The following is a 25,394-nucleotide window of genomic DNA, read 5'->3' as shown; positions in this document are numbered from 1 at the left end:
GATATCAATGAATTTCATCCTTCACCCCCAAGATAGACACGTACTGACTTACGTTGGACCATTTGTTAGAATCCCACTAAACTCTACTTCTTATTAATATCCATGTCTGTAACACATACCCCCATGATCCAACAATATTTAAGCATCAAAGCGGAATATCCTGACATGCTTCTCTTCTATCGCATGGGTGATTTTTACGAACTGTTTTATGATGATGCTAAACGAGCAGCCAAGCTACTTGACCTTACCTTAACGCATCGCGGGCAATCCGCCGATAAGCCTATTCCCATGGCGGGTGTACCCTATCATGCCGTAGAAAATTATCTTGCGAGACTATTAAAACAGGGGGAATCGGTTGCTATTTGTGAGCAAATAGGTGATCCAGCCACAAGTAAAGGACCTATGGAACGCCAGGTAACTCGTATTATCACCCCTGGAACAGTCACCGATGAAGCCTTACTTGATGCCAGACAGGATAACATCTTGTTAGCTATTTACCAGCAACGCAAGCAATATGGGCTTGCATGGGCTTCCCTCAGTAGTGGGCGTTTCCATTTGCTGCAACTCACCGAAGATGCAGAACTTTTTGCCGAGCTCAATCGTCTAAAGCCCGCGGAAATCCTACTGCCTAATCATCTTATACAACACTTAAAAGAAAATTATATTGTCAAGATACGTCCTGACTGGGAATTTGAGCTACAACAGGCTCGTCGACTGCTCTGTCAACAATTTGCAGTAAGCAGTTTAGAAGGTCTGGGCGAAAGGACGCATGGTATTGCGTTTGCTGCAGCAGGATGTTTATTAACGTACTTGCAAACCACTCAGCGACAATCATTGCCTCATCTAAAACAACTAACCCTAGAACAAAGTAGTGATTATTTGCAGCTCGATGCTTCCACTCAAAGGCATTTGGAGTTATTTGAAAATTATCAAGGAGGCCGTGAGAATAGTCTGCTTGCAGTTCTTGATAATACAACTTCAGCCATGGGCAGCCGCCTTTTAAAACGTTGGCTCGGAAAACCGTTAAGTGCACATGCTTTGATTCAAGAAAGGCAGCAGGTAATTGCAGAGTTACTAGAAAAAAAACAAACTGAAGTGCTTCATTCCTTATTAAGGCAAGTCTGTGATATCGAGCGCATTGTCTCACGAATTGCATTGAAGTCAGCTAGACCACGAGATCTCGTACAATTACGTGAGACTTTGCTTTTATTACCTGAGCTAAATACCGTCCTTAAGGAAAACGACGCCCCTCTTCTTAAGCGTCTGGTTAATAAACTTATCCCACAACCTACTTTACAGCATTTATTAGCCAGTGCAATTGTAGACAACCCGCCAATGCTCATTCGCGATGGTGGAGTCATTGCCCCAGGGTTTGATGAAGAACTTGATGAGTTAAGAGCTTTAAATGAGCATGCTACTGAAAAACTTGTCGCCCTGGAAGAAGCAGAAAAGCAACGCTCCGGTCTGACGTCTTTAAAATTGGGTTATAATCGCGTGCAAGGCTACTATATTGAAATTCCACGCAGCCAAGCTAACAAAGCACCCCTCTCTTACCAACGCAAACAAACATTAAAGAACGCAGAGCGTTACATAACTCCAGAATTAAAAACATTTGAAGAAAAAGTGTTGTCAGCACAAGTTAAGGCTTTGGCCAGAGAAAAGTGGCTCTATGAAAATTTATTAGACGAGGTACAGCAATCCATCGCTGATCTCAGCCAGCTAGCCCAGGCAATTGCCGAACTCGATGTGCTAGCCACGTTTGCTGAGCGAGCAGAATCTTTAAATTGGTGCAAACCTCAATTGGTTTCAGAACCTGGTATTCACATTACTGCAGGTCGCCACCCAGTCGTTGAACGGGTATTATATGAGCAATTTATTGCCAATGATCTCCACTTAAATCAATCACAAAACATGCTGCTAATCACGGGACCCAACATGGGGGGGAAATCGACCTATATGCGTCAAAATGCCCTTATTGTGCTGTTGGCTCATCTTGGCAGCTATGTCCCTGCCACTGAAGCACGTATAGGGACTATCGATAAAATTTTTACACGCATCGGAGCTAGCGATGATCTTGCATCCGGGCGCTCGACATTTATGGTCGAAATGACAGAAACAGCTCATATCCTGCGCCAAGCAACGGCTAAAAGTTTAGTACTCATTGATGAAATAGGTCGAGGCACCAGCACATACGATGGGATGGCGCTAGCGTACGCAACCTGTGCTTATCTAGCCAATAATATAAGAGCTTATACTTTATTTTCTACTCATTATTTTGAACTAACCACACTACCCAAAGACTTTAATTGCATCAGAAACATTCACTTAAAAGCCACTCTCGCAGCTGGCAGTATCATCTTTTTATATCGGGTTGAAGAAGGTCCGACTGATCGCAGCTATGGCTTGGAAGTGGCACAACTTGCCGGTATACCAAAGGACGTTTTACAGGTAGCTACGCAACAATTAAATCTTGTACAACACCCAAAACATAAACAAATCACACCACCAAAGAAGTCACTAACCTCGGTGATACTTGCTGAACTGGCAAAGGTGGACCCTGATAATTTGTCTGCGCGCGAAGCCTTGGATCTTGTTTATCGATTAAAGTCATTAGAAGCAAATCTGGACGATCAAAACATAGGACGTCGAACAGAAATGATCTTACCTTCGACATGAAAAAAAGACTTTATCCCTTACTCGCACTCCTTTGCTTTTCTTTAGCTGTTCCTGCCGCCAAGGAACCAACCATTCATATTTCCGGTGTTACCAATGAAGTTACGGCCAATATTGAGGCACGTCTCAAAGAATTTACAAAAGATAAACCATTAAATACGCAATCCATTGAAGAACTTAGCACACAGACTGCTAAAGCCATGCAACCCTATGGTTATTTCAAACCACAAATCAATATCTTAAGTCGCGAACCGCTACGCATCTCGATCAATCCTGGCCCACAAGTCCATATCAACAGTGTACGCATAGAAATTAAAGGCGAAGGAGCTAACAACATTTTAATTAAACGAGTATTAGAACCACTTCCCATAAAAAAAGGGGATCCTTTAAACACAATTAAATATACACAGCTCAAACAAAAACTATTGAATGCAGCAGAACATCAAGGCTTTTTACGCGCTAACTTTGAGAAATCCGAAATCCTTGTTCAACCTGACAGTTACACCGCTGACATCACTCTCATTCTGGATACGGGATCGCAATTTTATTTCGGTCAAGTAAGGTTTGATCCTACCTTTATTTCACCTGATTTGTTACGACGCTATATCCCCTTTAAATATGGTCAACCCTACTCCACCGATCAGATTTTGATGTTCAATAATCAATTAGCCTCAAGCGGCTATTTCAGCAATGTTTCAGTAAAACCTCAAATGGATAACTCGCGGTATATTCCATTGGACGTTCATTTACAACCTGCTCCACGATTTAATTATTCCTTAGGCATCGGTTACGGAACAGATACAGGTTTACGCGGTCGACTAGGTTATCACGTCGTGCCTCTTAATCCCGCTGGCCATAAATTTAATGCCATCGCTCTTGGTTCTTTCAAAGAGAATGCGCTGCAAGGGCAATACATCATTCCAGGCACAAACCCTATTACCGATCAGTATGCTATCACAGCCAATCTTGCTCATCTAAGCTATGACTCTGGCTCCAGTAATTCCGTATTAACATCTATAGCTCAGCAACATACCAAACCAAGATTCCAGCGCAGCTTATCCTTAAATGGATTGTATGAACGCTATTATTATGTAACACAACCAAGAGAAGAAAAAAATACATTATTCCCCAGAGCCACATTTACCTGGACAAATGCCGAGAATAAACTTTTTTCACCGTCAGGATATAATCTAACCCTTAATGGATTGGGAGCAAGTAAAACTGTTTTGTCAGAAGTTAACTTTGCCCAAGCATCTTTAAACTTCCGGGCTGCCTTAACGCTTGACGCCATACGAACACGTTTTTATTTCCACTCCATTCAAGGAATCACCGCCATTACCGACATTAATCAAATGCCATTATCCTTAGCATTTTTGCTTGGAGGCGCGGATAACCTTAAAGCATACAGTTATAACTCACTCGGACCGGGAAAAATTCTAACGTTTAATGGTCTTGAGATTCAAAAAGAAACCACTGATCACTGGTATTTTGTTGGTTTTTTTGACAGTGGCGATGTTTACATGCCAATATCCAGAGATTTAAAAAATGACGTAGGTCTTGGTCTGATGTGGGTTTCTCCAGTAGGTCCTATCAAAGTGGGTGTAGCACAAGCTTTGAATAGCCACTTCAACCGTAGCGATAAAGGACCAAGGCTAGTCATTAATATGGGCCCTGATTTATAAATGCGCTTTCTTAAGAGAACTCTTAAATCAGTTATATATAACTTACTCTTGGTCTTTATTTTATTGACTGCGATGGCTGTCTTTTTGACAACCACAACACCTGGTTTATATTTGGTTTTTAAGATAGCGGGTTATTTTTTACCAGGTGATTTACATGTTGAAAAGTTAGAAGGTCGTCTTATTGATCATTTTTCATTGGCGAGGCTTTACTATCATGATGAAAAGTTAAGTCTTAACCTAAAAAATCTCAGCTTAACCTGGCAAAGCAAGTCTCTTCGTCACCATCAAATACTCTTTAAAAATTTAAGCGTCGAACAACTGCAAGTAGATGGAGAAAAAACCAAGTTTGCTTTACCGAGATGGCCTTTCAATATTTCTATTGAAAACGTTTCTGTGATCGATGCGCAAATTATTCAAGGGAATTCGACACATAAAATCAAAAACTTAAAGCTTAAGGCTGATTTAACCAATAGGCAATGGCAAATCAGACAACTAAATTTTGATTTTAATGCTGTTCATGTTACTGGTGAACTCATTGGCCAGCCAGTCATTCCTTATGCTTTAACTGCGCAGTTCCAATTTAGAAATCGCCTTCTCAGCGAGCCTAAAATTAGTGCTAATTTAAACATAGGTGGTGATTTTTTTCTCTATCATTGGCGAGGAGAGATCAAAAGCCCTGGTTCTCTCGTTTTAAATGGGACACTCAAAGAGGGGAGTGAATTACACACGCAAGTGCAATGGGCGTTGGATAAAATACCCCCTCACCCTATCCTCTCCCACAAGGGGAGAGGGAAAAAAATTAACTCCCTTCCCCAGAGGGCAAGAGAAAAAATTACCTCTCCCCTTGTGGGAGAGGTCGACGCGCGCAGCGCGGCGGGTGAGGGGAAAAGCAGGACATTTTATGAAGGTCAAATGAAGATAGACGGTAACCTGCCTAATCTAAGCATCAATCTTAATTCCAAAATACCCTCCCCACTTCACTCTATTCTCAAGCTTAAAGCACAAACCTTCGCCCATGGAGTTAGGGCTGAGGGAGAAATGACACTCCCAGAAGGGCAACTGCAGTTTAATGCCAATTACGATGCAACAATAACGCCTCACTTAAAAGGAAAGCTTAATGGAGAGATGGCAGCTCTAAGGGAATCAACCCTGACCATTAAAGCTCTAAAATTTGCGGCACAATTCTCTGGTAATTCTCTAACTGATTTGCAATTAAATAGCCATTTAACTGCCCAGTATCTTAACAATGCTTTCGCTGACGGTAATCTGCATGCCTCTTTATCTTCACAAGATTTAAATTTAAAAGGAACTTTAACCCTTGATAATAATAAAAAATTAAACATCGCATTTAAATTACCTCAATTTACTCTCCTAACAGGACTCTCAGCAACACAAGCTTTGCAAGGCGATGTGCGTCTTGACGTACATTCTCTTGAATTCCTACAAAGCATCAGCACAGAAATCGCACATCCCCAAGGACATTTGCAGGCAAGTCTTAACGTTACAGGAACCGTAAAAAATCCTATCATCGAAGGTAAACTTACGCTACACGACGGGAAAGTTTCTATCCCTCATTGGGGTATTGATTTACATTCCATTAACCTAGATTTGCAAAGTCGCAATAAGCGTTGGCAAGCTCATGGTATCCTAAGCTCAAATGCGCAAACCTTAAACCTAAAAGGACAAGGGGCCTTTTCACCTAGGGTAACGGGATCCATTCATGTTGATGGCGATAATTTTCCTCTAATAAACATTCCAGAATACGTAATCAATGTATCACCTAAACTGCTTGTTGAATTCAATCCTGATTCTCTCATTGTTAAAGGAAACGTCGTTGTCCCACAGGCGAAAATTAAGCTGCAATCATTTACCAACTCGGAAAGTTTATCAGACGATGTTGTCTTTGAAGGCCACCAACGAATAATAAATCCTTTGCATATTAACAGCGATATCCATCTGGAAATGGGAAACGACGTTTCCATTGATGTAAAGGGACTCAAAGGATTGCTAGCTGGCTCTATTCACCTTCACCAATTGCCTGATGAGCCACTCAATGCCACTGGGGAGCTCACTATCCGGAATGGGAAATACCAAGCTTATGGTCAAGATTTAACGATAGAGCAAGGGCAGTTATTCTTTACTGGACCTAGGATAAGCGATCCTGGTGTGCGAATTCGTGCCGTTCGTCAAATTAACAATAGTTCCATGTCTTTTGCTAATACAGCCCAATTATTTGATTTCAATAACACCAACTTACAAGCATCTAATTTGGGCGATAAGACAACCGTTGGTATCGAGATGACTGGTCGATTAAACTCCCCTAAGCTAGAGCTTTTCTCAAATCCTAGTATATTCTCTCAAGCTGATATTCTTTCCATGTTGCTGCTTGGGAGACCAGCGAGTCAGGCAAGTAAGTCCGGAGGGCAGCTGTTGTTGGCTGCAATATCATCAATGAACCTTGATACTGGGACAAAAGGAACTCAGCTAATGGAACAGTTGAAACACGCCTTGGGTGTTGATATCAATGTAGAAAGCACGCCCAAATATGATGAAGCAACCAACCAAGTTACTGATAGAACATCCGTTGTCGTAGGCAAATCATTATCAAAACGACTATATGTTAGCTACAATTTCGGTTTAGCACAGACAGACAGTAACGTTGTAACCTTAACCTATCTTTTAAATAAGTTTTTTAGCCTCCAAGTGAATTCCAGCATCACTGGTAGTGGCATTGATTTACTTTATACTCACCGTAAGGAATAAAGATGACAAATTATTACCTGCCTTTACGATTAAAGCGTTTGCGAAAGACACCCGCCACCCGCGCAATCATACAAGAAACACGTTTACATCCTCATCAATTTATTGCACCCTTGTTCATTAACGAAACTCTGACTGAAAAACGTGCAATCAAAAGCATGCCTGGGCAATTTCAGTTAGCGTTGAATGATTTGCCTGCAGAAATAGGAGAGCTTAGTGAGCTGGGCATCCCTGCTGTATTACTGTTTGGCATCCCTGCTCATAAAGATGCACAGGGAAGCACCTCTTTTGCCACAAATGGCATCATCCAGCAAGCCATACAAAAGATACGCAATGTTAACAAAGATGTCTTAGTTGTCACAGATATCTGTTTCTGTGAATACACCACTCATGGACATTGTGGGATTATGCAAAATGAACGAATAGACAATGACAAAACCCTTGAATTACTGGCACGACAGGCGGTGACCCATGCAGATGCTGGCGCAGATTGGGTTGCTCCCAGCAGTATGACTGATGGTATGGTCACTGCTATTCGCCAAGCCCTCGATGAGGCTGGTCATATTGATACAGCTATTTTGAGTTATGCTGTCAAATATAGCTCGAGTTTCTATGGTCCCTTTCGAGAAGCTACCGAAGGTGCACCTAAATTTGGCGATCGAAAAACTTATCAGATGGATCCAGCCAATGGTAATGAAGCTTACAGAGAAGCTGCCCTGGACTTGGCTGAAGGGGCTGATATGCTCATGGTGAAACCTGCACAAAATTACCTGGACGTTATTTTTAGAATCAAACAACGTTATCCTGAAGTACCCTTGGGAGCTTATCAAGTCAGTGGCGAATACTCCATGCTCAAAAACGCAGCGACTCAGGGCTTAATCAATGAAGAGCACGCGATGGTTGAAAGCCTATCCGCCATTAAAAGAGCTGGAGCGGATTTCATTATCTCCTATTTTGCCAAAGACATAGCCAAGCTATTAAACAGCCGATAGGGGTTGTCTCTTACTAAGCATTCCCCTATAGTAAATGCTCGTTGGAATAAGCATCCAACTTTTCTTAATAATGGAGTGAAATTTATATGAATCAATTGCTTAAAAGCTTGACTGCTTCTGCTCTGGCCTTGATTACAACAGCAGCCTTAGCAAGTCCAGCCTATTTAATTACGCACAATAGAACAAATGTAGAATCTAATGCTTATGTTGCAGGTGTACCTTCCCCTCATCCTACTAAAGCAAACAGTGATGGAAAGGTATCCTGGTTAGCAGTAAGGGTGGCTTGTTATAATCATACGGAAAATGGCATATGTAAAGCCGTGATTAAAATGGCTACGAACACCCCTAACCCTATAGAACTAGGCGTGGTGTCCATGAATATAGAATCTGGTGACATTACCCCTAAAGCGCTTACTGGGAACGGTTATACGATGACAGTAAATGGACTCGGTGAAGCGACGCTGACAAAAAATTAATTAGATTACTTGACCTTTAAGTGTTTCATTTGACAAATCAAAACCCGAATTACCGTGGTCAAGCCACGGTAATTCGATTCATAGAAATCAAACAACAAAAAACGTGAAGTTCGATACCGAGTATTAGATAGGAAAAAGCCACGCTAACTGTGGCTTTTTATTCTAACTTACTTCGTTGGTACTAGAATTTCTTTATCGAGAATCCAATTCACTTGAATACCAACTAGATCAGCGTGAGCATCACCAACAGCATTAACAGTATAAGTGCTTGTAGCTCCGGTAATATCTGTTCTATTAACTGTAGGATGTCCATCAGCAAACAAATGAGTATATCCTGCATCAATACCAAGGTTTGGTCTCATTTGATAATGGCCACCGATAGAAAGCGCCCACCTGCTAGCATCCGGGATACGAATACTTCTAAAAGCATCGGTAATAGGAGTCTCATCATAACCACCACCAACACGCAACATCCATTGCTCATTAAAGCGGTAGTTTGCTCCTATTGCAAATCGCCAGGCATTATCATAGTTTTCCGTTGAAATCGTATTTACTAATACTTGTCCTCCGGCAAAAGTAGCTGAAGGAGGTGCATAAGCCACGGCATTATTTAATTCAATTGTCTTTATGCTATCCCAACCTGTATAAACGATAGAACCTAGCAAAGCAAGCTTCTCATTGATATCCTGGTACGCACTTAGGGTCACAACATCAGGGAAATCAATGTTGTTACTTGATAAGGTATCATTTTGAAATACAGCGCGAGGATCTGCCGTCAATACTGAGAATGGATCAGTTATATCAAGGCCAGGAGAAGCCAACCGCCCATTTAAACGACTAAACCCATGAAACTTATGTCTCATCTCAGATTGATAATTTAAGCCTACACGAGTGTGGTTGTCGTTAAACATAGCAAGCACACCAGCATGAAAGCCCACACCAACAGAATCACCTTGGTTGAAACTTTCTGAATCAACAAAATTAGGTGTTACAGGAACGCCAAAAACATTAAAAAACTGCATCAGCGCTGGAGCACCTAACATGCGATTAAACTTAACACGTGCGTATTGAACATCAACCCCAGCCCCAACAGCAAGATTCTCATTTAATCTGCCACCGATCTCAGGGGAAACGTTTACTGTGCGTAAATCACTAACAGTAGCTGCATAACGCACTGGACTTGTTTCGCCCCATACAGTTCGCAAACCAAAAGGTGAAACCACACTGAAGCCGAAGGTCGCACTCTCACCTATAGGTAGAGCATAATGAAAGGAAGGAACCAGAGCATCTCTAGCACCATCTAGATCATTGAACGTTTGGATGTAAGGAGGAAGGCCCAGTGTATTGAAGGTGCTTGTTCCGCTTATTTCAGAGACTGGGAATACGCCAACTCCACCAATAGCAACTTGCTGCTCACGAATTAACACAAGACCTGCTGGATTATACCAACCAATGGATGCATCTGCTGCTTCAGCCGCAATACCAGCAGCAAAATTACCTACTGCTCGTCCATTGCTTTCAGTATATAGGGAAAAGCTTCCTGCGCTCACAGCATTCGACATCAGCGCAACAACAGCTGCGCTGACTAATGTTCTAATGGGTTTTTGCATACTCTTCACACTCCTTACGTTTTAAATGCATCCCAAATTCCTTGCAAAACTAGAGTGATGATAAATGAAATGAAAGCGATTTCAACCGCCTCCTGAAAATAAATTCCTCATATAATCAAAAACTATTCACTAACAATCCACCGTGCGCATAACATGAGCATCATGAGAAATAATTGTAATTAGCCATTAAGTAATTACTTGTTAAACTCTCTCACTCCATGCTAATGTGTTTGTTTTTTGCACGAATATCATTATGCAACAAGTCGTCACCAAATTTGGCGGTACCAGTGTGTCATCTTTGCAAACCTGGGAAAAAATTACCGCCATTACCAAACACCATATCACTAGTGGTGTACAGCCAGTTATCGTATGCTCGGCCTTAACTGAAATATCAAACAAGCTAGAAAAAGCAATCGAGGCTGCATTAATCAATCAACATCAGAATATTGAAGCAGATATCAGCGAAAGTTATCAGTCTTTGGCGAAAGCATTGCAGGTTTCATCCGAGCTCATTAATGGGGAGTTAACTCTATTACAACAATGGCTTATGGGAATCGCCCTTCTTAAAGAAGCCTCTCCCAGAACCCGTGCCCAAATTCTAAGCCTGGGTGAACTCATGATGACGCGTTTAGGACATGCCTTCTTGTGTAATCAAGGAATTAATTGTCTCTGGTTTGACGCACGTGAAGCTTTGGTTTCGACTCCTATCCCCGGGATGGATGCGGTCAATTTCCTTGCAGCACGCTGTGATAGTGAACCTAACCCAGAGCTTACTAAGAAATTGATTGGGAGCGGCGCACAAGCGGTTATTACCCAAGGCTTTTTTGCAACCAATCCTCAGGGAGAAACTGTACTGCTCGGTCGTGGTGGTTCAGATACATCAGCAGCATTGCTTGCTGCAATTCTTCAGGCCAAAACATGCGAAATCTGGACAGACGTACCAGGGATATATACTGCAAACCCGCATGTTCTGCCTCATGCTCGCTTACTCAAGCAGCTTACTTATGATGAAGCGCAAGAAATTGCCTCTATGGGAGCTAAGGTTCTTCATCCTAATTGCCTACCGCCAGTGCGCCGAGCCGGTATCCCTATGGTGGTTAAATTTACCAAAATGCCAGAACATTCCGGGACGCGTATTTCTAAAGAGAGCGATGATAAAGCACCACCTATTAAGTCTATTCAGGTGAAGCATAGTATTATTCTTATTTCAATTGATACCATAAATATGTGGCAACAAGTTGGTTTTTTGGCCGATGTTTTTGCTGCTTTCAAGTTGCATGGTTTTTCAGTTGACTTATTATCATCTTCTGAATCCAATGTGACCTTATCATTGGATAGCAATGCAAAGCTTCACGATCGAAGGGCATTAGATGCCTTGCTGGTTGACTTAAATCGCTTTGGGCGCGCAAAACTCATTGAACCTTGCAGTGCAGTGAGTTTGGTGGGTCATCATATTCGGACTGTTCTTCCTCAACTAGGCCCCACACTGGAAGTGTTTGATGCACAGCAAATTTATCTCATGTCACTTGCCTCAAATGACTTGAATTTAACATTTGTGGTCAATGAATCCCAGGCGGATAAACTATGTCAAAAATTGCATAATCTATTGATCGATGATAATCCGCAAAGCTTCTACTACTCAAAAAGTTGGCAAGAAGAGTTTGGTACTCCTGGATTAAAAAATACACCATGGTGGGAACATGAACGTGGCAAACTGCTTGATATTGCTGCAACCAGTTCACCTTGTTATGTCTATCATCTGCAAACTCAGTCACGCAAGGCAGATGAATTACAAGCCTTAAAATCAATTGATAAGCTTTACTATGCAGTCAAAGCTAATCCTCATCCAGCTATTTTGAAAAATCTCTTTGCAAAAGGAATTGGTTTTGAATGTGTATCTATTGATGAATTAAGGCATGTCTTGGGTTTATTCCCCGAGATCGATAAACAACAGTTATTGTTTACTCCTAATTTTGCAGCTAAAAAAGAATATGAATTTGCCTTGTCTGTGGGTTGTTACATAACCATTGATAATTTATATCCCCTAGAAAATTGGCCTGAGCTCTTTAAACAGCGATCTCTTTTACTGCGTATTGACCCTGGATGTGGAGCAGGTCATCACAAATATGTGTGCACAGGGGGGAACGAATCAAAGTTCGGCATCCCACAAAATGATTTGGCTACGGCCAGTAAATTAATAGAAGAGCATCAAATTCAGGTCATTGGTTTGCACGCTCACTCTGGTAGCGGGATATTAACACCTGAGCTTTGGCAACAAACTGCATCTATGCTTACTTCTTTAACGAGCCGTTTTCCAGATGTTAAAATAATCAATCTTGGAGGCGGTTTGGGTATCGTTGAAAAACCAGGTCAACAACCTTTGGATTTCGCTGCCATGGATGCTTCATTAATGGCTGTTAAATCTGCCTATCCTCAGATTTCTTTCTGGCTGGAACCTGGCCGCTTCTTCGTTGCTGAAAGTGGAGTCATTCTTGCAAAAGTTACGCAGTGTAAAGAAAAAGGCAAGGTGCGCTTTATTGGTATTGAAACGGGAATGAATAGCCTAATGCGCCCTGCTCTTTACGGGGCCTATCATGAAATAGTTAATCTCAGCCAATGGCAAGCTGAAAAAACAGGGTTTGCACATGTTGTAGGACCTATTTGCGAATCAGGTGATACCTTAGGCTATGACCGCTTATTCCCAGTGACCAAAGAAAACGATGTTATTCTCATTGCAGGTACTGGAGCTTACGGTCATTGCATGAGTTCCTATTATAATCTCAGAGCACCAGCGCAAGAACTTATTTTGGAGAGTAATTACCCACCCACGACTTCCCGCGGCTTGACCGCGGGATCCATGGATCTGGCAAGTTCACTGGATCCCGCGGTCAAGCCGCGGGAAGTCGGCGATAAATAGGGGCGAGTAGTTACTTTAGAGTAAGGAGCATTCATGCTTCAGGATAGCAAACAGCGAGAACAAGCCACTGACCCGCGCCGCTCTTTTATTGTGCAAGCACCGGCAGGTTCGGGCAAAACAGAACTGTTAACCCAGCGGTATTTGAGACTGCTAGCAACAGTTAACGTACCGGAAGAAATCGTTGCCCTAACGTTCACCCGCAAAGCGGCAAGTGAAATGCGCGAACGCATTTTATTGGCACTAAAGCGAGCGGCCGATGGCTATACCCCTACCTCCTCGCATCAACAACAAACTCATGACTACGCTATACAAGCGTTGGCTCGATGTGAGCAATTAGGATGGCAGCTACTAATACAGCCTGCGCGCTTACGAATAATGACAATTGATGCGCTATGTCAAGCGATCAATCAGGCAATTCCTTTACAAGATAAACAAATTCCCTACGCTCAAGTGACTGAAAAACCAGAGTCCCACTACCAAGCTGCTGCTCGTTCCTGTTTCGAATATGCCTTGACTGACGCTAATTTCCATCAACCATTAAAGATTTTATTGGGGCATTTGGACAACCGCCAAGATAATTTATTGGATTTGCTGAGCGATTTGTTAGCCAAGCGAGATCAGTGGCTAGCTTCCCTCTATATCGCCCGTGATCAAAGCCAAGCTACTTTCGAGCAAATGCTTAGCATCATTGAACAACATGAGTTAACCCGTTTTAAAAATACCGTTCCTTTTGCATGGCGAACAGAACTTTGTGCGCTTGCCCGACAAATGGCCGAAATTGAAGCAAACCCGCAATCACCACGCTACGTACTGCGAGACTGGCTTAATTTTGATGCGTTGAACAGGCTGCAGGCAATTGGCCTAGCAAGTCTACTATTAACTGCAGAAGACGAGTTACGCAAAAAATTTGATCACTGGGTGGGTCTTAAACGAGGAATCTGCGAAGATAAGCTATACGACAAACTTAAGTCGGAAAGTAGCGAATTATTGACGAAACTCAACGAACAACCTGATTTTCTTGCCGCACTCTTAAAAATTAAAGACCTCCCACTCCCTCATTACGATCCCGAGCAATGGGCCACGCTACAAGCTTTATTTTCCTTATTACCGCTCTTGGTCGGTCACCTGCATCTTAGGTTTAATGAATATAATGAAGTTGACTTTACAGCGGTTTCTCAGCAAGCATTATTTGCGCTAGGTGAAGAAGATGAGCCAACCGATCTTGCACTCTATTTCGATAGTCGTATTAATCATCTTCTAATCGATGAATTTCAAGATACATCCATTTCGCAATTCCACTTACTAACTAAATTGGTCTGTGGTTGGCAGCCAGATGACGGTCGAACCCTTTTTGTTGTGGGCGATCCAATGCAGTCCATCTATCGTTTTAGACAAGCGGAAGTCGGTCTTTTTCTAAAAGCCAAACAGCAAGGAATAGGACCTGTACGCCTGACAAGTTTAGAGCTATGTTGCAATTTCCGCTCGACAGCTACCATCGTTGATTGGATAAATCAGCAGTTTCACTCGATTTTTCCCAAACTGGATAATATCGAATCCGGTGCTATTTCCTTTCATACCTCAGTTAATGTCCTGCCTGCTTGTGAAAACAGCTGTGTAGAAGCCTATCAATTTAGCAATCGTCTTGCTGAAGCAGAAGCAGTTGCCAAATTGGCGGCGCATGAACTAAAAAAGTATCCTCAAGATCAAATTGCTATCCTTGTTCGCTCGCGCACCCAGTTAACTGAAATCACACGCACATTACGAGCACAGCAAATACCTTTCCAAGGGATGGAGATTGACCTCCTTTCCAAGCTACCTCATCTGCGTGATCTATGGTCTTTAACACAGGCGCTTCTTTTGCCCGGTAATCGCTTGGCTTGGCTAGCTTTGTTAAGAAGCCCGTTTTGTGGACTATCTCTTTCTGAATTACACGCAATCGCTAATTTTAATAAAAAGAAATCCATCCTTTATGCCCTAGATCATCTGGAAAAACTTCCTCTCACCGATGAAAGCCGTATGCGATTACAATTTGTTCATACAATTCTTCACAATGCTTTGGCTCGACGACATTATCAATCTCTAGTCGACTGGGTCTGTGAGACGTTTAGAGAGTTACATGGGGAGAAAATCCTGGATGCGGTGCAACAAGCTGATCTAGAGCAATTTTGGCTATTGCTCGAGCGTTTTGCCAACAAAGGGCAATACCCTAACCTGGAAGAATTAAATAGCGAATTTAGTCAGCTATACTCAAAACGCACTAACCCTTCTCGCCTGCAAGTCATGACAATTCATAAATCCAAAGGGTTGGAATTTGATTGCGTTATTTTGCCAGGGCTAAGCGCCAAAAGCCAAACAGCGGATAATCCTTTATTACGCTGGTTAAAATTCCCTTCATCTGAGAATGACTTATTGCTGGTTTCTCCAATAAAAGCCTCGCATCGTGAGCATTGTTTACTCTATAACTATCTTGCAAAAATCGATGCTGAAAAAAGTCATTACGAGTTACAACGATTACTTTATGTGGCCATTACGCGCACTAAAAAACGACTCTATCTTTTTGACTATACAGAAAGAGAAACAGTGGGAAGCTTTCGCAGACTGCTAAATCAAGAATTCTCAAGCGCAGCAGACAAATCAGAGAATGAAGCAGCGAAAGAGACTTTGCCCCCACTTTATAAATTACCTAATCATTTTTATTCACAACAAGAAACTTTGTCTACTGTGATAAACAAAACGACATTAATCCCCTTTCTTAATCATGCCCGACAAATAGGGGTCGTTGCTCATGAACTATTGCAATGGATTTGCGATTATCACCCACAAAATGACCAAGCATTACCTTGGTCGATGGTTACCAACCATTTGAGAATGCTAGGTTTTGCGCAAGATGAGTTAGACGAAACTCTCAAGCTACTAAAGAACCAAATAGCGACCTTATTTCGTGACCCGAAGGGCCAGTGGCTCATCCAAGCCCATACAGAAGAAGCCAATGAATATGCCTTATTAGTTACTGAGCAAGGAGAGGTAAAAACGCGTGTAGTTGACCGAACATTTATCTACAACGGTCAACGTTGGATCATAGACTTCAAAACAGGAAGTGACGAGGAAGACGCACAAGATGCACATCGCAAGCAAGTGCATGAATATGCCTATTTGTTTGCCAGCAACTCTAACCTTCCTATACGTTGCGGTTTATATTATTTAGCAACCGGGAAATGGTTAGAATGGGACTATAGTCAAGAGGCGACCACCCGATTTGAATCCAGCCCAATTTAAGATAAGACTGGATCCTGCATAAATTCTGCGCACTTTTAAAAATGCTTCACCACTGCAGGCTCTTGTTGTACTTCAGGAGAAGCATTTTGCTGAATTTCAGGAATTGTGGGTACTTTTGGGATTTTTTGCGGGTTTATCAATTGCATTTTAGGTGAATTATTCTGCTCAATCTTAGGTGTTCCCTCCACTTGTGGAGCATCCTGCACTTCTGGTTCTTGGTATAATTCTGGAGGTATTTGCTGAGCGACTTGGTGTCGTTTTGGAGTCATTTGCTGAGGGAGTAGCTGAGCTTCAGGAGCCTGTTGAACTTCAGGAGCCTGTTGAACCTCAGGAGCTTGTTGAACCTCAGGAGCTTGTTGAACCTCAGGAGCTTGTTGAACCTCAGGAGCCTGTTGAACCTCAGGAGCCTGTTGAACTTCAGGAGCCTGTTGAACTTCAGGAGCCTGTTGAACTTCAGGAGCCTGTTGAACTTCAGGAGCCTGTTGAACCTCAGGAGCTTGTTGAACCTCAGGAGCCTGTTGAACTTCAGGAGCCTGTTGAACTTCAGGAGCCTGTTGAACTTCAGGAGCCTGTTGAACTTCAGGAGCCTGTTGAACTTCAGGAGCCTGTTGAACTTCAGGAGCCTGTTGAACTTCAGGAGCCTGTTGAACTTCAGGAGCCTGTTGAACTTCAGGAGCCTGTTGAACTTCAGGAGCCTGTTGAACTTCAGGAGCCTGTTGAACTTCAGGAGCCTGTTGAACTTCAGGAGCCTGTTGAACTTCAGGAGCCTGTTGAACTTCAGGAGCCTGTTGAACCTCAGGAGCCTGTTGAACCTCAGGAGCCTGTTGAACTTCAGGAGCCTGTTGAACCTCAGGAGCCTGTTGAACTTCAGGAGCTTGTTGAACCTCAGGAGCTTGTTGAACCTCAGGAGCTTGTTGAACTTCAGGAGCTTGTTGAACTTCAGGAGCCTGTTGAACCGGCTGAGTAGTGGGTTGTTCGGTAGGTTGTGCCTGCGGCTGCGTCGTTTCCGGAGAAGGTTGAGCAGAGCCGTCTGGTTGAGTAGCCAATCCCTCTATTTGCTCAGAGGTTAACGGTTTACCAGGATCATTCGCAAGCAATTGTTGTTCCTGGGTAAATGATGGTGAGGCAGCAGGTGGTTCGGATTTCACCACCGTTTGTTCACTTAGTATTTCGCTGCTGGGAGCCGTAGTAGCTGTTTGGGTCCCTCCTTGCACGCTAATCGCCTCGGGCAAGACTGCCGCAACAGGTGACTTTGGAGCTGCTGCTATTGTTTCAGGAGAAACTTGCACAACTGCATTTTCAACAGGATTAGATTGAACAAAAGTGGGGGTAGGTACAGCAGTGATACTATTCGTCACCTGCAAATTTTGATAAGCAATATTAACATTTGGAGAATTGTAAACATTATTGACAATCGTTTGATTAATTTGAGTATTACTGATATTTACCTGAAGAAAATAATTACGATTTACTTGATAAGGTGGGAAATACACCTCACCCGGAGCAAGCGGGAACCAAGCGATAGCAGACGTTCTCCCAAGCTGTAAATTAAATTGTCGACCGCCAACAAAGGCTACTAAAGCGGGAGCATAAACTGGCGCAAATTGTCGTGGGCCAGGTACCCAAGCCCATCGATTTTGAATATGTATCCAGCGTCCATAATGAAACGGCGCAAAACCCCAAGGTTGATCATCAACCCAAGTCCATCCCCATTGAGTAAGCCATATCCAACGTCCTGTTCTGTAAGGAGCCCAGTTTGAAACCTCTACTCGAGGAACCCAAACACGACCATAGGTTTTAACTACCTTCCATGTGCCATACTGTTCTAGATCCTCATAACCAATTAATGCTGGAGAAACATACTTAATGCTAACTGTTTTTAGAGCTCGACGATCACGCTCAAGACCGAAGCGATCAAAATCATCAGTAGGACCTATGGCAGAACATTGACGCCCTTGCAAATTATTCCCAGTAAAACGACAAGATTGGCCTTTCTTAATTGTGAATGAAGCACTCTTGCCATAAACCTCGGCTCGTCCATTGCGAACAGTCACAACAGTGACATCTTTTTTACTATCTACATCTATCCGATAATAACCCGATTGGGTTGCGGTGAAGGCTAAATTGGGGGTATCAATTTCATAGCGTCGATTAGCATTTGCAGGCCGGATACTTAGACCCAACATACCATTGGTTTGCTGAAATTGACCAATCTTGTTATTGAGATTTAGGATTTTTAAACTGGTTTGATCCCCAATACGAATCACTGCGGTGCCCAATTGTAATTCCACAAGAGCATCAATATCTGCCCATAATTGATCGCCAATAACCAAAGGACGATTAAGACTAACATTGACCCATTTTTTAATCCCTGCGGGAGAAAAACTGACAACTCCTTTTATATAACTTAAACGAGCTACTGAAGGAATATTTTCAGATGCCGCAAGAATGGCTGAAGGGAGCAAGATACTACAAATGAATAAGGCATATTTAAGAAACTTGAGGTGTAGTGATATCATTTTTATCATAGCGTCCCCCAGCTCCTATTGCAGAAAATGCATCTACGTTCCTACCATAAATATAAGTATGGACCCATTTCCTCCCTTCTTTTTAGGCAATAATAGTGAAATATTATTTTGCTTAATGAATTAACTTTGTGCTATTAATACTCCCTTAAGTATCATTCTCTTACAATAACATCATTTTGATCGTCATCGATTGGGGAAATAATATGCCTAGACCAATTCACTATTTTGTTGACATGGGCGATAGTTTGTCTGATACCGGATTTATGAATCATAGGAAATTGGGGGGTGTGATCCCCATGGATGGTATTAGTGGTTTAAAAGGCAAATCACCAAAGGGATCGTTTACCAATGGTTACGTATGGGACAAAGACTTTGGTAATGACGTCGCTGAAGAAGCCATTATTAAGGAGCTCAAACGTCAAGGTAAGGATTCTACAGATATCTCTGATGCGATTATTGATCACGACGAAAGCGTAGAAAAACCCCTGCACGACGATTTTAACCTTGGTGATTACCGCCAAACAAAATTCAAAAACCAAGATTTTATCAGATATTACACGGAAGGCGGATTAACTTCTTATGACTATTCAGGAAGGCTAACTGCTAATCTCAAACTCTTAGCCACAGAGAAAATTCTGGCTACGCTTGATGAAAAACGTAATTTGCTTCTTCAGGACGATAAGGCAAGAGGAATTCCCCCAGAACATAAAAAGCAAACCTTAATCACAGAATGGTCTGGGGCAAATGATTTAATGACCGTTAATGAAAAGCCAACCAAAGAAGCAGCAGAAAAAGCAGTTGCAGCGCGACTTAAAAACCTAGAAGAATTGATCAAGAACGGCTATGAGAATTTTGTTCTCTTTAATCTTCCTGATTTGTCTCTCACTCCTCGTTTTCAGGCACAAAGTAAGGAAGAGCAGCAAAATGCTCGCGAAGTTTCAGACTATTTTAATGAGTTATTAGCAGAAAAGGTTGCTAGACTCAAGGAAGCATACCCGGATTGTTCAATTGACATTTTTGATGTCAATACATTTTTCCATGATGCATACGAGCACCCAGAAAAATATAAATTAGATCCCAAAAAACTACGAACCCCTTATACAAAGTCAGATGATTTCGAGTTAGACAAAACAAATGATACCTCGCCTGCCCCAGGCTATATGTTTTGGGATGACGTACATCCTACCGCCTACGTTCATGAACTGATTGCTGAAAAATATTATGAGGAATACAGCAAGAAATACAATTTTTCTGCCCCTCATGAAACCTTATTGGAACAGTTCAAAGAAAACTATGGGCAACGTTGGGAAGATGATTTGCGCGGTTGGTTTAGTTTTTGGAGAGAATCGAATATTGGTTATAAAAATCCTAAACTGACCCTTGAGATGATCCTGGACCATGCTTTGAATGAAAAAGGTTGTCGTACCCGCGACGTGCTTGTAGAAATGGGATGGATTAATCAAGAAGGAAAGCTCATTTCGAAAAATCCTTTTTTAGTTGAAGCGATGCAAGAGCTTGAGCAAAAGAAATTGGAGCATGAAGAGCATAATGATACCGAGATGTCATCTCTTAACCCGATGTCATGGTTCCAATGGCACTAATCCATTGACTCACTGCCATTAAGTTAAGGAATTTTAGTGCCTCGAATTACCGTGGCTTGACCACGGTATCCATGTTCTCAGGCACCTTCATGGACCCCGCTGTCTTGATCACATCTCTGCCTACGCCCCGCTCCCGGACTCGATCCGGGATCACCGCGGAGTCCAGTCTTTTAGTGCAGTGCTCCTGGATCCCGCGGACAAGCCGCGGGACGTCGGAGAGCAGAGGTGGGCGGGGTTTCAGAGATACATAGAAGATTCAGATGGATGCCGCGGGGAATCGATTTTCTTAACTTAATAGCAGTGAATCCCAGACTGAGGTATGATCTTTCCTTTAATAAAACGCCGGATGTTCCATGAAAATAGAAGGCATCATCACTGAGGTATTATCCCAAGTTAAGGCTCCAGATCTTGAATTAACAGCTCAAGAGATGGGTTTACATCCTGAAATCAACGTTCAAGTGAATAAAATAGAGCTCACATTAAAGGCCGGTTTTCCCACCAATTTTCTAAAACATAGTTTACTCCCCCTTCTGACAGAAGAACTAAAGCATGCACTTCCTCATCATCAAATCAGCCTCTCTGCGAATTTTTTTATAAAAGCACATCAAACACAAATGGTCGGTAAAAGTTTGAAGGGAGTGAAAAATACGATAGCAATCGCTTCAGGCAAAGGTGGCGTGGGCAAATCAACAGTTGTTGTCAACTTAGCCATAGCATTAGCACGCGCAGGAGCTAAAGTCGGTATTCTAGATGCAGATATTTATGGGCCAAGCGTTCCGCTGATGTTAGGAAAAACAAATCCTGTCACGGTAAAAGATGATCATTATTTGCCCGTAGCAGCACATGGTATTAAAGCCATGTCCATAGGTTATTTGACTGACAGCAATGAAGCGTTGATTTGGCGAGGCCCGATGCTTGCAAAATCCCTGATACAAATGCTTGATCTAACGCTCTGGGATGAGCTGGATTATTTATTGATTGATTTACCACCAGGCACAGGTGATATTCAATTAAGTCTCGTGCAAAAAATTCCAGTGACCGGAGCCATCGTGGTCACCACCCCACAAAACGTCGCTACCCTGGATGCACAAAAAGCAATTAAAATGTTTGCGCGCACCAATATTGATGTCTTGGGCATTGTGGAAAATATGGCAATACATATCTGTCAGCAATGTGGTCATCAGGAAGCAATTTTTGGCACAGGCGGGGCTGAACGATTGAGTCAATCTTTTTCGTTACCTCTGCTCGGACAACTGCCATTAGACAGGCGTATCCAAGCTCACTCTGATGAAGGAAAACCCACTGCTCGAGGCGATGATGCATTGGCAAATGCTTTCATAAAAACAGCTTTGCATGCTGCCATCATACTGGCAAGAAAACCATTAAATTATGCGGGCAAATTCCCTAATATTGTTGTTGAATGACTCTAGACAGCTCGATGATAGTCATGTACAAAAAGAAGTGGGGGGTTATTGCTTGTTATCTGGAGCTGATATCAATGGCGTTAAGTTAAGCTTGTTAACCCCGTTCGGTATAAATTCCTTAACTTAACACCATTGCGCCCAGGATGACACCATAGCAAATCTTTCGTGCTAAACTATGTATATTTTATAGGTAATAGAACACAATGTCTGAAACTTACACTGCTGAAGCGATAGAAGTCTTAAGTGGTCTGGAGCCAGTTCAACGTCGTCCGGGTATGTACACCGATACTACCAGACCTAACCATTTGGCTCAGGAAGTGATCGATAATAGTGTCGATGAAGTGATTGCCGGTTTTGCTAGCCAAATCATTGTCACTCTTCATGAAGATGGTTCTATCGAAGTCGAAGATAATGGTCGTGGCATGCCAGTCGATCTGCACCCTCAACTTGGATTAAGCGGTGTAGAAGTGATCATGACCCGTTTGCACGCAGGCGGAAAATTCTCTGATAAGAATTATCGTTTCTCAGGTGGACTACACGGCGTTGGTGTTTCTGTGGTTAATGCGCTATCTGAACGTGTTGAAGTTACGATTAAGAGAAATGGCATTATATATAGCATGGCTTTTGACAATGGTGAAAAGCTTCAAGAACTCAATGAGATTGGTGTTACTAAAAAACGTGATACGGGAACGCTCATTCGCTTTTGGCCAAATGCGAAATACTTTGACACCACAAAAATTTCTGTAAAACATTTAACGCATGTGCTTCGGGCAAAAGCGGTGTTATGCCCTGGTTTAGCCATGACCTTCATCAACAAGATCACGAATGAAGAGGAGCATTGGTGTTATGAAGAAGGATTGTCTGATTATTTACGTCAATCCCTAACCACTGACTACTTCCCCGATGAACCTTTTGCAGGTGAATTTGCGAGTGAAGAAGCTACAGTTGATTGGGCCTTAGCATGGTCAACTACAGTGAATATGAGTTTCAATGAAAGTTATGTTAATTTAATTCCCACTGCACAAGGGGGCACGCATGTAAATGGACTGCGCGCTGGACTTTTTGATGCCTTAGCTGCGTTTTGTGAGCTACGCAACTTATTACCACGAGGGGTAAAGCTAAGCGCTGAGGATATTTGGGAACCCTGTCAGTACGTATTGTCTGTGAAAATGAAGGAGCCACAGTTTGCTGGACAAACAAAAGAACGCCTCAGTTCACGACAAATGGCGAGTTTCGTTGGCAATGTGGTTAAAGATGCTTTCGCACTCTGGCTTAATCAACATCGTAGTCAAGGTGAACTCATCGCAGCACTTGCGATTGAGCGAGCCCAGAAACGTCTGCGACAAGCGAAACAAGTCGCGCGTAAGCGCATCAATCAAGGCCCTGCACTACCAGGGAAACTGGCAGATTGCCTACAACAAGATTTAAGCCAAGCTGAATTATTTCTGGTTGAGGGAGATTCAGCCGGAGGCTCTGCAAAACAAGCACGTAATAAGGATTACCAAGCCATATTACCCTTACGTGGGAAGATCCTAAATGCATGGGAGGTTGAATCTTCCGAAGTCTTAGCTTCTCAAGAAATTCATGATATTTCTGTTGCTATTGGGGTTGATCCAGGCTCTCAAGACTTTTCTGGCTTACGCTATGGTAAGCTTTGTATTCTTGCCGACGCCGATTCTGACGGTGCTCATATTGCCACCCTGTTGTGTGCCTTATTTTTGCGCCATTTCAAACCTCTGGTACAGGCCGGGCATGTTTTTGTTGCCATGCCGCCTTTATATCGTATTGATGCAGGCAAAGAAGTGTATTACGCATTGGACGATGATGAAAAGCAAAAAATCGTGGCAAGACTAAGCAAAACAAGTAAAGCCAAGATTAATGTCCAACGCTTTAAGGGGCTGGGTGAAATGAACCCCATACAGCTTCGTGAAACCACCATGGATCCTGCTACTCGACGCCTGATTCAACTTACTCTTGATGATGAAGAATCAACAATGGCTCAGATGGACATGATGCTAGCAAAGAAACGTGCTTCCGATCGTAAAATTTGGCTGGAGACAAAAGGAAATTTAGCTGAAATTTAGGGAGTGTTGACATTGCTCTATAAGGCCTACGTAACGCGGCTTGTCCGCGTCATCCAGGGATCTTGTGGGTACCGCGGACAAGCCGCGGTACGTAGGGGTTTTCAAGAAAATTGAATGTCAACAGGGCCTAGATCCGAATCAATGACCAATCCTCTTTATGAGCACTTTGTCGAACCAAAAAATTTATGATCAATATTAATGCATTTTTAAAACGAATTGTCGTATAATCGGAAATTATTTCTTAGCCGTTATAATGATGAGCGACAATATTTTTATCGAAATAGAGAACTACCTCATTCACCCTACCAAAACTTCCGCACAAAGAATTAAAAAACTATCCAACTCCTTGTTTAATGAAGTTTTTCGCGAGGTACTTATCCAACAAATTCAGAAAATTCGCGGAAAGATAGAGCAAATCCCATTAGAACAGTCTTCTGGGGATTACAAAAAAACTGTAGCCGAAAAGCTTCACGGGATCCCAGGGCCAAAAGAGCCGGATGACCATAGCAATGCAAGTTATAAAAAGGCAGTTCTTACTAAGCTTCGAGAGATAGAGGAAACCGTTGGAAACTCACATGAAGCTATCAAAGATATACTTCTAGCCACAGCTCTCAATAATCTTGTTAAAGGTGATGAATGGTCTCCTCATTTGGCTGAAAGAATCGAAGAGGAAGCCGCTGCTGCTTTTCCTCTCTCCAATAGATTGGTAGCTAATCTTTCATTGAGCAAAGAAGATGAGGAATTTGACGCACCATATATTTTTAAAGTAACGGAAAACCAGCAAAAAAAGATTAAGTCACTTCTGAACGAGATGTTTGCAGAAGTAAGAGAAACTAAATTAGCTCCTCATGCGTTGACTTTTGCCTTTGGACGCTATATTGAACGCAGAAGAGGTTCGAAATTCAGATATTGTGACACTCGCGAAGCTGTCATCCGCGATAATAATACGTTATTGGGTTTAAAAGGCGTTGAATTAAAGGAGCATGGTTATGAGGATGTCGCTAATGCTCTTGAACAGACTGCCTATCTAGCAATTAACGAGAGGTGTAAAGCCGCTTCGCATGGTTTTTTATCCAATGAAATTGAAGAAATTAGTGGTATATTACTGAATGCCAGCCAATCTGAAATCATTCAAACTCATCGTGGCGCTAAACAAGTTATTGTCAATTTTTTAATAGCACTAACAGGATTAGGCTTGTTATATTTAGGATACACTGCTAAAGATAGGGGTTCATTCTGGTATCGTCCCTGTACCAACACTGAAAACAAGCTGCAAAAATTTGCTAAAGAAGCCCAAGCGACAGTTGATCTCGCAGACAAAGAAGAAGACGATGAGAGAACACCTCTGTTATCCTAATAAGTGCTGGTGCA

The 25,394-nt window shown here is 42.4% G+C and carries 13 protein-coding genes; 11 read left to right on the top strand and 2 right to left on the bottom strand.

All coding sequences use genetic code 11. The features are described from left to right. The first annotated feature begins 102 nt into the window (after positions 1-102). The 5 genes from mutS (at position 103) to CKV79_RS03705 (ending at position 8,583) form a co-directional block, all read left to right on the top strand. Positions 103-2,676, top strand: a complete 2,574-nt coding sequence (gene mutS / locus CKV79_RS03725) for a DNA mismatch repair protein MutS (RefSeq protein WP_051546229.1) — start codon at positions 103-105, stop codon at positions 2,674-2,676. Continuing rightward, positions 2,673-4,355: an autotransporter assembly complex protein TamA gene (locus CKV79_RS03720; protein WP_028373943.1), complete on the top strand. Its 1,683-nt coding sequence runs from the start codon at positions 2,673-2,675 to the stop codon at positions 4,353-4,355. The genes mutS and CKV79_RS03720 overlap by 4 nt, the downstream gene beginning before the upstream one ends. Before the next feature lie 72 nt (positions 4,356-4,427). Further along, on the top strand, positions 4,428-7,118 hold the full coding sequence (locus CKV79_RS03715; RefSeq protein ID WP_157737131.1) for a translocation/assembly module TamB domain-containing protein: 2,691 nt from the start codon (positions 4,428-4,430) through the stop codon (positions 7,116-7,118). 2 nt (positions 7,119-7,120) lie between these two features. Further along, positions 7,121-8,107: a porphobilinogen synthase gene (hemB, locus tag CKV79_RS03710; RefSeq protein ID WP_028373942.1), complete on the top strand. Its 987-nt coding sequence runs from the start codon at positions 7,121-7,123 to the stop codon at positions 8,105-8,107. An 86-nt stretch (positions 8,108-8,193) separates the two neighbouring features. Beyond that, positions 8,194-8,583, top strand: a complete 390-nt coding sequence (locus CKV79_RS03705) for a hypothetical protein (protein ID WP_028373941.1) — start codon at positions 8,194-8,196, stop codon at positions 8,581-8,583. 167 nt (positions 8,584-8,750) lie between these two features. Here CKV79_RS03705 and CKV79_RS03700 read toward each other — a convergent pair whose 3' ends face one another. Next, positions 8,751-10,202: an OmpP1/FadL family transporter gene (locus CKV79_RS03700; protein ID WP_028373940.1), complete on the bottom strand. Its 1,452-nt coding sequence runs from the start codon at positions 10,200-10,202 to the stop codon at positions 8,751-8,753. 244 nt (positions 10,203-10,446) lie between these two features. On the opposite strand from CKV79_RS03700, the gene CKV79_RS03695 reads away from it, so the two are divergent. Together CKV79_RS03695 and CKV79_RS03685 are read left to right on the top strand one after the other, a co-directional pair. Next, positions 10,447-13,110 (top strand): bifunctional aspartate kinase/diaminopimelate decarboxylase, encoded by a 2,664-nt coding sequence (locus CKV79_RS03695; protein WP_081778110.1) that lies wholly within the window; start codon positions 10,447-10,449, stop codon positions 13,108-13,110. Between the two features lie 33 nt (positions 13,111-13,143). After that, positions 13,144-16,386 (top strand): UvrD-helicase domain-containing protein, encoded by a 3,243-nt coding sequence (locus CKV79_RS03685; RefSeq protein ID WP_028373939.1) that lies wholly within the window; start codon positions 13,144-13,146, stop codon positions 16,384-16,386. Positions 16,387-16,421: 35 nt separating this feature from the next. On the opposite strand, the gene CKV79_RS03680 is transcribed toward CKV79_RS03685, so the two are convergent. Further along, on the bottom strand, positions 16,422-18,914 hold the full coding sequence (locus CKV79_RS03680; RefSeq protein WP_157737130.1) for a DUF6600 domain-containing protein: 2,493 nt from the start codon (positions 18,912-18,914) through the stop codon (positions 16,422-16,424). A 203-nt stretch (positions 18,915-19,117) separates the two neighbouring features. On the opposite strand from CKV79_RS03680, the gene CKV79_RS03675 reads away from it, so the two are divergent. The 4 genes from CKV79_RS03675 (at position 19,118) to CKV79_RS03660 (ending at position 25,380) form a co-directional block, all read left to right on the top strand. Then, entirely contained in the window at positions 19,118-20,515 is a 1,398-nt protein-coding gene (locus tag CKV79_RS03675) for an SGNH/GDSL hydrolase family protein (protein WP_051546247.1), read from the top strand. Positions 20,516-20,868: 353 nt separating this feature from the next. After that, positions 20,869-21,939, top strand: a complete 1,071-nt coding sequence (gene apbC, locus CKV79_RS03670; RefSeq protein ID WP_028374063.1) for an iron-sulfur cluster carrier protein ApbC — start codon at positions 20,869-20,871, stop codon at positions 21,937-21,939. A 203-nt stretch (positions 21,940-22,142) separates the two neighbouring features. Continuing rightward, entirely contained in the window at positions 22,143-24,023 is a 1,881-nt protein-coding gene (parE, locus tag CKV79_RS03665; RefSeq protein WP_028374064.1) for a DNA topoisomerase IV subunit B, read from the top strand. 253 nt (positions 24,024-24,276) lie between these two features. Next, positions 24,277-25,380: a hypothetical protein gene (locus tag CKV79_RS03660; protein ID WP_028374065.1), complete on the top strand. Its 1,104-nt coding sequence runs from the start codon at positions 24,277-24,279 to the stop codon at positions 25,378-25,380. The last annotated feature ends 14 nt before the right edge of the window (positions 25,381-25,394 follow it).

Source organism: Legionella lansingensis, from assembly GCF_900187355.1.
Lineage (GTDB): Bacteria > Pseudomonadota > Gammaproteobacteria > Legionellales > Legionellaceae > Tatlockia > Tatlockia lansingensis.
This window is presented reverse-complemented; position numbering and strand designations above follow the sequence as displayed.

Bases quoted from the DNA above. Each gene is read 5' to 3' on its own strand.
- CKV79_RS03720 (WP_028373943.1), top strand. From the start codon at position 2,673: ATGAAAAAAAGACTTTATCCCTTACTCGCACTCCTTTGCTTTTCTTTA.
- CKV79_RS03715 (WP_157737131.1), top strand. From the start codon at position 4,428: ATGGCTGTCTTTTTGACAACCACAACACCTGGTTTATATTTGGTTTTT.
- CKV79_RS03680 (WP_157737130.1), bottom strand. From the start codon at position 18,914: ATGATAAAAATGATATCACTACACCTCAAGTTTCTTAAATATGCCTTA.
- apbC (WP_028374063.1), top strand. From the start codon at position 20,869: ATGAAAATAGAAGGCATCATCACTGAGGTATTATCCCAAGTTAAGGCT.
- CKV79_RS03685 (WP_028373939.1), top strand. From the start codon at position 13,144: ATGCTTCAGGATAGCAAACAGCGAGAACAAGCCACTGACCCGCGCCGC.
- hemB (WP_028373942.1), top strand. From the start codon at position 7,121: ATGACAAATTATTACCTGCCTTTACGATTAAAGCGTTTGCGAAAGACA.
- CKV79_RS03705 (WP_028373941.1), top strand. From the start codon at position 8,194: ATGAATCAATTGCTTAAAAGCTTGACTGCTTCTGCTCTGGCCTTGATT.
- CKV79_RS03660 (WP_028374065.1), top strand. From the start codon at position 24,277: ATGATGAGCGACAATATTTTTATCGAAATAGAGAACTACCTCATTCAC.
- parE (WP_028374064.1), top strand. From the start codon at position 22,143: ATGTCTGAAACTTACACTGCTGAAGCGATAGAAGTCTTAAGTGGTCTG.
- CKV79_RS03675 (WP_051546247.1), top strand. From the start codon at position 19,118: ATGCCTAGACCAATTCACTATTTTGTTGACATGGGCGATAGTTTGTCT.
- mutS (WP_051546229.1), top strand. From the start codon at position 103: ATGTCTGTAACACATACCCCCATGATCCAACAATATTTAAGCATCAAA.
- CKV79_RS03695 (WP_081778110.1), top strand. From the start codon at position 10,447: ATGCAACAAGTCGTCACCAAATTTGGCGGTACCAGTGTGTCATCTTTG.